Annotated in this window: 12 protein-coding genes; 2 read left to right on the forward strand and 10 right to left on the reverse strand. The window is 47.9% G+C overall.

The features are described 5' to 3' along the window. Positions 1-43 precede the first annotated feature (43 nt). Positions 44-1,078: an iron chelate uptake ABC transporter family permease subunit gene (locus tag ASL14_RS10710; protein ID WP_134911566.1), complete on the reverse strand. Its 1,035-nt coding sequence runs from the start codon at positions 1,076-1,078 to the stop codon at positions 44-46. A gap of 118 nt (positions 1,079-1,196) precedes the next feature. On the opposite strand from ASL14_RS10710, the gene ASL14_RS10715 reads away from it, so the two are divergent. After that, on the forward strand, positions 1,197-2,072 hold the full coding sequence (locus ASL14_RS10715; protein WP_223264284.1) for a hypothetical protein: 876 nt from the start codon (positions 1,197-1,199) through the stop codon (positions 2,070-2,072). Beyond that, positions 2,065-2,679, forward strand: coding sequence for a hypothetical protein (locus ASL14_RS10720; RefSeq protein ID WP_134911568.1), 615 nt, complete (start codon positions 2,065-2,067; stop codon positions 2,677-2,679). Before ASL14_RS10715 ends, ASL14_RS10720 begins: the two co-directional genes overlap by 8 nt. Positions 2,680-2,749: 70 nt before the next feature. Here ASL14_RS10720 and ASL14_RS10725 read toward each other — a convergent pair whose 3' ends face one another. The 9 genes from ASL14_RS10725 to ASL14_RS10765 form a co-directional block, all read right to left on the reverse strand. Further along, complete coding sequence (locus ASL14_RS10725; protein ID WP_134911569.1) at positions 2,750-3,205, reverse strand: hypothetical protein; 456 nt, start codon at positions 3,203-3,205, stop codon at positions 2,750-2,752. A gap of 48 nt (positions 3,206-3,253) precedes the next feature. Further along, positions 3,254-4,237, reverse strand: a complete 984-nt coding sequence (locus tag ASL14_RS10730) for an ABC transporter ATP-binding protein (protein WP_134911570.1) — start codon at positions 4,235-4,237, stop codon at positions 3,254-3,256. Then, the gene (locus ASL14_RS10735) at positions 4,218-5,246 is read right to left on the reverse strand and encodes an ABC transporter ATP-binding protein (protein ID WP_134911571.1); all 1,029 of its coding nucleotides are present in this window, start codon (positions 5,244-5,246) and stop codon (positions 4,218-4,220) included. Before ASL14_RS10735 ends, ASL14_RS10730 begins: the two co-directional genes overlap by 20 nt. 65 nt (positions 5,247-5,311) lie before the next feature. Next, complete coding sequence (locus ASL14_RS10740) at positions 5,312-6,157, reverse strand: ABC transporter permease (protein WP_134911572.1); 846 nt, start codon at positions 6,155-6,157, stop codon at positions 5,312-5,314. Positions 6,158-6,161: 4 nt separating this feature from the next. Then, a complete protein-coding gene (locus ASL14_RS10745) occupies positions 6,162-7,112 on the reverse strand; it encodes an ABC transporter permease (RefSeq protein WP_134911573.1) in 951 nt (316 codons plus the stop codon). Between the two features lie 73 nt (positions 7,113-7,185). After that, on the reverse strand, positions 7,186-8,805 hold the full coding sequence (locus ASL14_RS10750) for an ABC transporter substrate-binding protein (protein ID WP_134911574.1): 1,620 nt from the start codon (positions 8,803-8,805) through the stop codon (positions 7,186-7,188). A 158-nt stretch (positions 8,806-8,963) separates the two neighbouring features. Beyond that, on the reverse strand, positions 8,964-9,326 hold the full coding sequence (locus ASL14_RS10755; RefSeq protein WP_134911575.1) for a DUF1304 domain-containing protein: 363 nt from the start codon (positions 9,324-9,326) through the stop codon (positions 8,964-8,966). Between the two features lie 130 nt (positions 9,327-9,456). Beyond that, positions 9,457-10,968, reverse strand: coding sequence for a methyl-accepting chemotaxis protein (locus tag ASL14_RS29165; RefSeq protein WP_134911576.1), 1,512 nt, complete (start codon positions 10,966-10,968; stop codon positions 9,457-9,459). Between the two features lie 259 nt (positions 10,969-11,227). Continuing rightward, positions 11,228-12,481, reverse strand: coding sequence for a cation:dicarboxylate symporter family transporter (locus ASL14_RS10765; protein WP_134911577.1), 1,254 nt, complete (start codon positions 12,479-12,481; stop codon positions 11,228-11,230). Positions 12,482-12,539: the final 58 nt, after the last annotated feature.

Below are 12,539 nucleotides of genomic sequence, written 5' to 3' on the forward strand. Positions count from 1 at the left end.
CACCTATGATAACAGTCCAGTGATCTGGAAAAAGTTTTCTCGTTCAAAATCTACTGCTTTCAAGCAGAGAGCTTCTTTTCCATTCTATCCACACTATAAAGATCAAAAAGGGTATGCCGATACAGGCCAGCACCGGGGTTACGGGAAACCCAACCGGCTCGTTAATTTTAGCGGAAATGACTTTGGCCAGCATTAACAGACCTCCCCCCCAAAAGACGGAGCCCAAAATGAGAAGCCGTGGACGGTTTCCTATCATACAACGCATGAAATAAGGCACAATAAGTCCTATATATCCGATGGTACCACATGCCCACACGGTAACGGCGGTCAACACAATCGCGAAGGGAATGTATAACGGACTAAGCTGCTTGGGGAAAGCAAAGACAGAGCCCGCAACGAGAATTGTAAGCACTGCAAGCCAAAACGTGAATGATCCTTCTCTTATTCCCCACCCTCCCTGAGAGATTGCCCACTCTTGCTGATTTTCTCCAAGTAGCATAATAACTCCCGACGCTGAACGAAGGACAACATCAATAATGAAACCAATCATGAATAAATGAATCCCCGCAGACCGTCCTCGAATGAAACGGATTTTATTCAATGTAAATACAATGAATCCCCCAAACACCGCTCCTGCAATACAAAGAGCCATACTACCAAAAGAGTCCATGTCCATCCCAAGTAAAAGGACAACACATAGCCCTACCATTGCCCCAGGCATAAGTCCGGTTAAGGTTGGTGATGCAAACCGATTAGCTGTTCGTAATTGTAAAAGAGTTCCTGAAACGGCCAGACATCCTCCAAGCAACAACATATCCAATGCAAATGGCATACGAATATGGTATACAACTTCCACAAATGTGGGATTGGGATTTGAAGAAAAAAACACTTCCAATATCTCTGCATAGCTGATAGGAAATATACCTGTGATTAGCGACAGAAACAAACCAAGGATCAATAAAGCAAATCCTGTAACCAAGGTCAAAACAATTCTTTGTGGACGTGGTGGAGCTGCATTCGGTTCGCCAGCAATCGTCCCACCTCCACATTCACCCACATGTATTTCTTGTTCACTCATCAGATTTAAAAGATCCCCTTTCCTCATTTACCATAAAATATGAATGCTACTATACTCTTATCGGTCATTTATGGTGAAAAATGTAACCTTTCTAATCATATCAACCGATGATATCCGTATGAGAAAAGATGGAAAGGTTGTGAATGAGGTGCCAAGCCGTAATCCATATCTCCTCAAAAGGATATTTGGCATAAACAAAGAACGTATACTCATCTTCGCACTGCTGCTGATCCCGGCTATCGCTGCCTTTATTGGAACACGGCCTATGCCTGCACAGTATATTTTGCAGGGAGAAATGCATCCGGTCAAAGATCTTGGCGTTCAGGGAAGCGTGTTTTTTGCGTCTGTTCAAACGGGTATTGCTAACAATCTTCTGGAGCGTTGGAATGTATATTCCAATGAAAATGTATCTGGGGGAGAGATTAAATTTGAACCCCTTGCCCCTGATGAAGTGGACTCTTATTTGAAGGACCTCGCAGAGACGGACACGCTAAAATATTCTGCCATGCAAGCCGTACATGCAGCGACGGAATTAAGCGTAGACAGCGACACAGCTGGGGCTACGGCGACTTTCTCGAATCTTAGCAAATTGGAGGATGCTCGCTATGCGGAGCTATTGACTCATTTGCAGGATCTTTCGGGAAATTCCTTGGGTCTGATGACAGGTATCGGGCTGTATGAGGAAGCCAAAAACATCGACTTTTCAGATGGCGGACGTCACAAAATCGCAGGCTCTGGCACGATGGAAGAATACGGAGATGTCGGATCGGTCGGTGGGCTGGAGCAAAAGCTGCTGGGAGCCGAGGCCGCAAAGGTTGATCTATTTTTCGTAGCGGCAGATTATGAATGGTACGGTGAGGAAGGCAACGAAGCAGAAGCTGCCCGAGTTCAAAAGAAGCATGGACTCAAGCTGCGCATTATCCCCGTAGAAACACTGGAGGATGCTATCGTGTATTTGAAGCAACTAGACTGGGAGGAAGTACATCTTGAATGATTCAGATTCCAAAGCATTCCCATCAAAGACAGCTGGCAGCGTACATCAAGCCCTGCTAGCGGTGGGCACTATAGGCGAATTTATCATCCTTATTTTTACTTTAGTGTATATTTATGCAAATGATTTTTATTACGATCATCTATACGAGCTGGAGCAAAAATTCACAGTTTTTAGCTTTGTTCTGTACTACATGTGTTTTGTAACCTATCTGATCTGGCTAGTTCAAGTACATAAAGCCATCCGGCAAAAGCATTCCGATTATCCGATTCGTACCGTTGGAGCTATGGCTCGCATGATTCCTTTTATTAACTTGTGGGGATTCTCCAATACATTCACCCATATTTATAGGTACTTTGCGCTCCACCCCGAATTGGAGCGCAAAGCTCGTTATATTCAAAAGATGATTGTTCCGCTATATTTTGTCTGGTTTGGTGAAGGGATTATTAACCGAATTCTTATCCGACATTTTTCCCATAAGGAATCGATGTCCATGTTGTTGGGAGCCATTATGCAAACTTCCAGAACGGCCTTCTTTTACTGCATGACACGGGTCATTCACAATAGTCTGGTCATGCTGTATAAAAAAGATGAAGAAGGATTGCATTAAAAAAACGAGCTGGCCTCCCCGGTCAGCTCGTTTCAATTTCTGGTAAAGTGTGTTACTCCATACCCAGGATTTAATTCGCCTGTGAAGCAGGCACAATTCGGTACAATCCCGCAGCATCTCCAGTCGCGGGCCGATCTTCCTGGATGACCCAGCCTAACGACAGCACCTGCTCCAGCCGAGCATACTCAACCTTCGTCAGCTCGGATGTAACGGCTTCGCTTCCTTCCTCCAGTGACAGCTCAGGCTCCCGCCCAAACGCAGCAGCAATCCATGAACGGACGCCCCGTATCGTATTGTACTTGATCTGATATCCGTCCGTTACCGCGCTGACAAACACCTCCGGCTCTTTGGACGCCAGCCCAGTGGCAAGCTCCGCATAATCAAAATCGGACTGTCCGTCCGACGGGAGTTCATTGTGCTGCACCCGATGGATTAGCTCCTCATCAGACCAGCCTAATGCGCGTAAAGATTCCAGCATGAGCGCGTCCCATTGGGAAATACGTACTCTTTTCGTCGATTCAGTCATCGTTTTGTGCCTCCTTATTGATCACGTACATCGTACACCAACCTTAACCTAACGGTTAACCGGATACGCTACATAATGGCCGGGACTGATTTCACGCAGCTCAGTGGCACTCTCACCATTTTTGTCCCATGCCAAAGAACCGTCTGGTTGGGCAAAACTCGCCCCTAAATCGTCCCGCCCTCCGGCTGCTCTCGGATCAGGCACCGGGATAGAGGACAGCAACGACTGTGTATACGGATGGGCTGGCTGCTCATACAGCTCATCCGCGTCGGCTACCTCCACCAATCTTCCATGATACATCACACCAATCCGGTCTGAAATATGCCGCACCATCGACAAATCATGGGCAATGAACAGATACGTCAGCCCGAATTCCTGCTGGAGATCCTCCAGCGTATTAATCACCTGCGCCTGAATGGACACATCCAGTGCCGAAATCGGCTCGTCACAGACAATGAACTCCGGATTCACAGATAAGGCACGCGCGATAGATATCCGTTGGCGCTGCCCGCCGCTGAACTCATGCGAGTAGCGGTACAAATGCTCCCGCTTCAGCCCGACCTTTTCAAGTAAAGCCACGACGGCATCCTTACGCTCACTGCCCTGATGCAATCTGTGAATGTCCATCGGCTCGCCAATCAGATCAAGCACATTCATACCGGGGTTAAGCGAGGAATACGGGTCCTGAAAAATGCTCTGAATGCGCCGACGCAGTGGTTTGAGCTGCTTATCGTTCAGTTTGGAAATATCCTGACCGTCAAAGCGCACCGTGCCTTCCGTATAATCGTATAGCCGCGTCAGGCAGCGTCCAACCGTCGATTTGCCGCTGCCCGACTCGCCGACCAATCCGAACGTCTCACCACGCTTGATCTGGAAGCTCACGCCGTCAACCGCCTTGAGTACCTCGGAGCTGCGTCCCACCAGATCCTTGGCTGTTACAAAATGCTTCTTAAGCTGGTGTACCTCCACCAAGGGATGACTTTCGCCCAATACATTACTCGCTTCACTCACGTTAAACCCTCCCTTCCGCATGACCCGCTTCGGGCGTCTCGTAGACTCCGGCAGGCACAGCGTCCGGCTCGTTCAGCCAGCAGGCCGCCCGTTGATCCGGGCGAAGCTCCACCATCGGCGGCCGCTCTACACAGCGGGCAAAGGCGTGCGGGCACCGTTCCATGAACGGACAGCCGGACGGCGGGTCCAGCAAATCCGGCGGCGTGCCCTCAATCGGCACCAGCCGCTCGCGGAAGCCGTTCGTGCGCTGCGGCACAGAGCGCAGCAGGCCCTGCGTATACGGGTGGGCCGGACGATAAAAGATATCGTCCACGCGACCCTCCTCCATCACCATGCCGCCGTACATCACGATGACACGGCTGCACACCTGGGCGACGACGCCCAGATCATGAGTGATCAGGACAATCGCCATGTCAGATTGCTGCTTCAACGTCTTGAGCAGCTCCAGAATTTGCGCCTGGATCGTCACGTCCAGCGCCGTGGTCGGCTCGTCAGCAATCAGCAGCTCCGGGCTGCACGAGAGCGCCATCGCGATCATCACCCGCTGACGCATCCCCCCGCTGAATTGATGCGGGTATTGGTTCATCCGGCGTTCCGGCTCGGTAATCCCCACCTGTCGCAGCAGCTCCACAGCAGCTTTCGTGGCCGCTTCCTTGCTCAGTCCCCGGTGTCTGCGAATCACCTCGACCAGATGATAGCCGACCTTCTTGACCGGGTTCAGCGAGGTCATCGGGTCCTGAAAGACCATCGCAATCTGGTTCCCGCGTATTTTACGCCATTGCTTTTCCGTTAGAGCCGTCAGACTTTCTCCCCGGTAACGAATGTCGCCATTCAGCCGTTTGCCCGGCGGGGCAATCATGGACATGATCGCTTTAGCTGTAACGCTTTTACCGCTACCGGATTCTCCTACAATTCCTACTGTTTCTCCAGCATTAATATGAAAGCTAACCCCTCGAACCGCCTGATTCTCCCCCTCACGAGTGAAAAAGGAAACCTCTAGCTGTTCGACGGACAGCAGATGTTCAGTCATTGTGTTGTCGCTCCTTTCTGTCGCTCCTGGAGCCATTGGTAATGGTTCTTGTAGCTGGTTGCGAATCATCGTTTCACCAGCTTGGGTTCAAAGCCTACACGCAGCACGTCCCCCAAGACATTAAAGCTCAGCACGGTCAGTAAAATAAGCAGCCCAGGGAATAAGGCCATATATGGAGCCTGTGCAATATACCCTTGAGCATTATTCAGCATACTTCCCCATGTCGCGTTCGGCAGTTGCACACCAAAGCCGAGGAAGCTCAGTGAAGATTCCATCATAATCGCCGAAGCGATATTGTTCGTCGCCCCCACGATAATTACCGGAATCAGGTTCGGGACGATGTGCTTCAGAATGATCCCGAATGTGCTTTGTCCCGAAGCTTTGGCATACAGCACATATTCCCGTTCCCGCAGCGTCATCGTCTCTGCCCGGACCACCCGGGCAATATTCATCCACATGAGCAAGGCGATAATGACAATGATATTGCCGACGCCCGGCTTCAAAAACACACTCAGCAGCAATATAACCAAGAAAGACGGAATCGACATGATCAGCTCCAAAATCCGCATGAGCAGATTGTCGATCCATCCTCCAAAATATCCGCTCACAATACCTACCACTGCACCAATACTGGTCGCAATAATCATGGACGCGAAGCCTACCAACAATGATACACGTCCGCCGTACAGTGCTCTTGTAAAATAGTCCCGCCCATAATCATCCGTCCCAAACCAGTGTGCCGCTCCCGGTGGTTGGAGACGCTCCAGCACGTTCAATTTATTCGGGTCCTGCGGCGATAAAAATGCGAAAATCGCCCCCAGCGAGAATACGATCAATAGTATGAGGGCGACGGCGCCCATTTTGCTCGTCATCAGCTCGATTCCGATGTTGCGCCATTTGCTCCGATTCATGAATTCACCTCGTTGATTTAATTCTCGGGTCCGCAATGCTGTACAAGATATCTGCAAGCAGATTACCCAGGATCAGCAGCAGAGCGGAAAATAAAGTAATCCCCATGATGACGGGATAATCCATCCCTTTCACCGCCGTCATGCCCAGCGAGCCAATGCCCGGCCAGGAAAATACCGTCTCCGTCACAATGGCTCCAGCCACCAGGTCCGCAACCGACATTCCGAGCAGCGTAATGATGGGCAGCAGCACATGCTTGAGCACATGTCGAAACAAAACCAGTCTTTTTCCAGACCCAAACGCGTATTGAATCTGCACATACTCTTCCTTGAGCTGCGTTATTGTACTGGAACGGATATACCTCACATACACAGATAAAAACCCGAAAGCTAATACAAAACATGGTAAAATCCCATGCTTGATAACATCCAGCGCCGAGTCCGTTCCAATGGTACGCATCCCCGTACTTGGAAGCCAATGCAGATAAATAGCAAACAAATAAATAAGTAAAATGCCAAGCCAAAACAACGGCACAGAAATCCCGATGTATGACATCAGATTAATGAGCTTGTCGATCCAGCGATTCCGATTAGCCGCAGCCATCAAACCGAGTGGAATTGCAATCAGGACAGCCAGTACAATGGATGCACCCATTAATCCGGCGGTAGCCGGGAGGCGATCCAGAATCTGATCCAGTACCGGCTGGTGATTAATGAGCGAATAGCCCAGATCACCCGTCAGGCTTTTTTTGAGCCACAACATGTACTGCACATAAGCAGGCTGATCCAGCCCCAAGCTATGCCTCATTCGTTCGATATCTTCCAGATGCATATTCGGTGTAACAAAAGAGAGAACCGGATCACCTGGAGCCAGCTTGATCAAGCCGAAGCAGACGATGGATACAAAAAATAGCATCGGTATAACTTGCAGCAATCTTCTGGCGATGAGTTGTCTCATACGTTTCTCTTCCCCTTGCTGTTCTCGAAAAAAATAAGCTGGTTCTCCCAGCTTATTTTTTGAAAACCCTGTCTTATTTGTGGTAAATTTTGGACAAATCTTCGAAAATTACGACCGGTTTCAGCACAGCCTGATCAATACCGCCATACTGCTTGTCGAACGCTACAATTGTTTTGGTGTAAGCAATCGGGTAGATGACGGCATCATCAGCCAAAATCTCCTGTACCTTTTTATAGATTTCTCCACGTTTGGTCGTATCCGACTCTCCCGCGCCCTCTTCCAGCAGCTTATCCACTTCCTTGTTGGAATAATGCGAATAGTTGGAGGAAGATCCGGTGTTGTACAAAATACGGTACGCGTCCGGGTCATAACCCATGATATAGCCGCTGATCGCCAGATCGAAGTCCTTGGCATTCGTATCGACGAATTTTTGCGACCAAGCCGAGGAATCCATGCTGTTTACATCCAACTGCACGCCGATATCCTTCAACTTCTGTTGAATGTACAGCGCTTGTGCCTCTTGTACCTTATTACCGCCCGGAATAATAATGCGCAGTTTCAGTCCTTCAGCTCCAGCCGATTTCAGCAGTTCTTTCGCCTTGTTCACATCATTATTAAAAAATGGAACATCGTTTGTGTGATACAACACGTCTTGTGTCAGTACAGACTTCGCAGTATCCGCATAATCCTTGGAGCCATAAGATACTTGAATCAACTCATCCTGATTCAGCGCATAAGAGAGCGCCTGACGCACTTCTTTTTTGTTCAACTGCTTCGTGTCGCTGTTCTCATTAAACATCAGATAAGCCAAGCGGCCTTCGCTGTATGGGAAAATGTCGAACTTCCCGGTTGCTTTAATCGTCTCCACATTTTGCGGGTCTACATAGTTAACATTGATTTCGCCATTCTGGAGCGCCAAATTCGCAGCATTCGAATCCTTCACAATTCGATACGTTACAGAGTCCAGATGCGGCTTGCCGCCAAAATAGTTATCGAACCGTTCCAGCGAAACGTACTCGCCGGTTTTGTATTCCTTGAATTTGAAAGGGCCCGATCCGACAGGAGTGTTGTTTTTGGTGCTTTTCTCAATATCAGCTTCGTTCTCGAAAATATGCTTCGGAATCGGGGATACCTGTACCAGTGCCGCCTCAAAAGCAGGAGCTGCCTGCGGAAGCTTGAAATCCACCGTGGTATCATCAACCTTGCTCACCTGAACCGGCTTGCCGTTGATCATGAAGTTACTTCTCAAAAAGCTGTGCTGCTTCTCGTCCAAAATTTTATTGATCGTGAACACAACATCGTCAGCCGTCAGCTTTTCACCATCATGCCAGGTCAGATTCTTTTTCAGCTTCAGCGTGTACGTCAGCTTGTCTGCCGAAGGAGTCAGGCTATCTGCCAGATAGAATGTCTTCTTGCCGTTGTTCACCTGAAACAAAGGTGCGAATATCGCCTGATCTATCGTCAGACTCACTCGGTCACCTGCATAGTTCGGGTTCAGCACCACCGGATCGGCTTGTACACCGATGATCAGGCTGCCGCCTTCCTTTGGCTGCCCGTTATCAGCTGTTGTAGCATTTGTATTCGCTGCACTATCATTTGTTGCAGACGAAGAACCGGAATTCCCGCCAGAGCAGGCACTTACCACCAACATTAATATGATCAATACAAATACACCAGTCCAATTACGACGCATGTCTCTAGCCTCCGAGTCTCTAAGTGTGTAATAAAAAATATTATAAATCGGAATAATCGGATTTACAATCAATTAAAAACTACCTATTCCCCTTTTCATTAGAAGTTCAGACATTATGTGATCGAAATTAGCAAAAAAACACCCGATCAGGGTGTCTTTTAGAAGACCAGCAAACTGATTAATGCCAGCAACGCAGGTAAACCTTGTTTCAGTAAAATGGATTTATTGGCCGTCAATGCACCATAAATCGCAGCCACCAGAACACAAATCACAAAGAACAGTTGAATCTGTTGCCCTACCGCAGCATCCGGGTACAGTAGCCCCCATACCAGCCCGGCAGCCAGAAACCCGTTGTACAGCCCTTGATTCGCAGCCAGTGACTTGGTCACTCCCGCCAGCTCCTTGGAGGTGCCGAACGTGCGAATCGCCCGTGGAGTCGTCCACAAAAACATTTCCAATATTAAAATATACACATGCTCCAGAGCAACAATTCCCACCAATATTGAACTGATCAAGCTCAAGTATATTCCTCTTTTCCACACAAGTTATGATGAGGTAACTTTTTAAATCTATTCCCGAAAAGTATAATGGTTCTTCCAAAAACAGTAAAGAGGCCGAGCCTAATGCCCGACCTTATTCCTGCATAAACCCTTACATCGTTCTCGCAAAATCAAGCAATGCTTTGGACATGCTGTTAATCTCGTCCGTAGATGCATTCACCTGCTGCGTGAGCGCAGCCTGTGTCTGCGTCAACGTAGACATGTTGCCGATGTTATGCAAAATCCGCTCGATGAGCGTCTTCATTTCGTCCAGACTGGTCTCAATATTTCCGGTCGCATCGGCGCTGTGAATGGCAAGCTTCCTTACTTCATCCGCAACTACAGCAAAACCGCGTCCCTGTTCACCCGCACGGGATGCCTCGATCGCCGCATTCAGCCCAAGCAGATTCGTTTGATTGGCAATCTCTTTAATGAAGTTGGAAATGTTTTGTGTCTCTTCCGCGCTGACTTTGGCCTGATTAGCCGCCTCAGTCGATTGCTCTTGAGCCGTAGCCAGCTCCTGCGCCTGATTACTAACCGAGTTGACACCATTCACCATTTCTGTAATGGAATCAGAGAGATGTTGTATTTTGAGCGTGAGCTCGTCCGCAACAGACTGCTTTTGTTTTTCCATCGTTACATCACGGATAGTACCTGCCATACGAATTGGCACTCCCTTGCTGTCACGTATGCTTCCACCACTATTATAATACCAGCGGTATTCGCCATTTTTATTCTGCAAGCGGCAAGTTACTTCATAGGGAGTGCGATCTGAAAAATCATTCAAATGGTCGTTCAACGCTTTTAACGCTATTTCAACGTCATCTGGATGCAAGCGTGAACTCCAGCTGCTAAGCGCACTCGGAAAGTCTTTCTCATCACTAAAGCCCAGCGTTTTGCGAAATTGCGGTGACCACCAAAATTCACTATTTGGATTCTGTACATCTCCGTCAACCAGAATGATGTCGTATGGAGCTTCGATTAATACACGGTTAACAAGGTCATACCTTGTAACCATGGCCTCCAGCTCCTCGGACTTGATCTTCTGATCATGCACATCCAGCAAAGCACCGGCAATCCGAAGCGGTACTCCCTGATGATCGCGAATCGTTGTTCCAGTCGCATGGAACCAACGGTATTCGCCATGCTTCAGCTTTAAGCGATACTGAATGTCATAAGGAGTTTTTCCGGTATGATCCAGCAAATGATCCGCCAACGCTGCCAATACCCAGTCATAATCCTCCGGATGTAACCGGGATGCCCAGCTATCCAATACATTTGGGAAATCTTTTTCGCTCTGATACCCCAACATGGAACGGAATTCATCTGTCCATGTGAACGTATTACTTGGATTGACGGGATCACCTGCAATGACCTCCATATCCCATAAGCCGACTTCAATCGCCTTGGTGACGAGTTTCAGACGAATGTCGGTGTTTCGAGCTTCGTTTTTGATGGATTCAAGCGCTTGGTTGACATTGTTTGCGATTTCCTGAACCTCGGTAGATGCAGTGGATAGTTGTATTGCGGCAGAGTAGTCTTTCTGCTGTATTTTTTGCGACAATTTGCGGCTTTCTTCCACTAAAGGAGCAAGTGATTGAGCCTCGTTTTTTTTGAAAAACATGATATGATCTTCCCTTCTGGACCAATGTTTGAAACGGTATATTTTATATCGGAATATTATCAATAATCATTATAAATAAAAATGAAATTAATTAGGTAAAAAGAACCATTTTTCAAGACCATATGCCCAAATATTCATAGATAAAATATCGAAAAATGTCGAAAAAGGGAGGAGCCTCACAGGTCTGGAAACGAAAAGAACACCCTCGCACTTACTCTGCAAGAGTGTTCTTTTCGGCAAATATTCGGTTTATTCGATTTTATTTCAAAGAAGCAGCATATTCCTCGCCTTTTTCCTTATCGTATTCGCCTTCCCATTTGGACATGACCACGGCGGCAAGTGAGTTGCCTAATACATTGACTACCGTACGCGCCATATCCAGAATACGATCAATACCAGCGATAAAGGCCAAGCCTTCCAGCGGAAGGTTCACTGATCCCAGTGTAGCGAGCAAAACTACAAAGGAAGCGCCCGGCACACCTGCCATACCTTTGGAAGAAATAATCAGCACCAGCACCAGCGTGATCTGTGTAGTAATCGGCAGATCAATACCATACATCTGGGCGATGAAGATCGCAGCCAGCGCCTGATACAAGGTGGAACCGTCCTGATTAAAGGAATATCCTATCGGAATGACAAAGGATGTAATTCCTTTCGGACATCCGAACTTCTCCATTTTCTCCATGATCTTGGGCAGGACACTTTCCGAGCTGGCCGTTGAGTAGGCAAGCAGTAGCTCACTTTTTAAAATTTTGACCATAGTCCAGAGACGAGTACCGCAGAGCTTGGCGATAATTCCAAAAACAATCACAATGAATAGCAGCATGGAGCCGTACACCGACAAAACAAGCTTCAATAACGGCCACAATGATGCCAGGCCAAACTTGGCTACTGTCGTTCCAATCAGTGCAAATACACCGAACGGAGCCAAGCGCATCACCTGATTGGTTACCCAGAACATAGCGTCGGCTACGCCTTCGAAGAAATTCAGCACAGGCTTGCCCTTGTTACCAATCGCCGCTACCCCTAGTCCGAACAAGACGGAGAAAAAGATAATGGCCAGCATATCCCCTTCGCCCAGCGCTTGAAAAATATTAGTAGGAACAATATGGACAATCGTATCCATAAAGCTGTGGCCTGACTTTTCAGCCGTCTCCACGTAGCTATGGATATCACTTTTGGCCAGGTGGGACATGTCTACACCGTCTCCGGGACGAACCAGATTCGCAACCAGCAATCCGAAAAGGATGGCAATGGTCGTCACAATTTCAAAGTACACAATAGACTTTCCGCCGAGCTTGCCCAGCTTTTTAATATCTCCGACGCCGGCTACGCCGATAATGAGAGTTGAGATCACAATAGGCACGACAATCATCTTAATCAACCGGATAAAAATATCGCCGATCGGCTTTAAGTAGACTTCCACCCCTGAATTGCCGTAAAATAAGGCACCAATAATAATACCTAAAGCCAGACCGATAAAGATTTGCATTGTCAAATTAATCTTTTTCACTTCGTGTCCCCCCTGGCTGATTTGTATATTTTTGCAGTATGCTGTTCTTAATATTCAA

Origin of the sequence: Paenibacillus sp. IHB B 3084 (assembly GCF_001447315.1) — a bacterium.
Lineage (GTDB): Bacteria > Bacillota > Bacilli > Paenibacillales > Paenibacillaceae > Paenibacillus.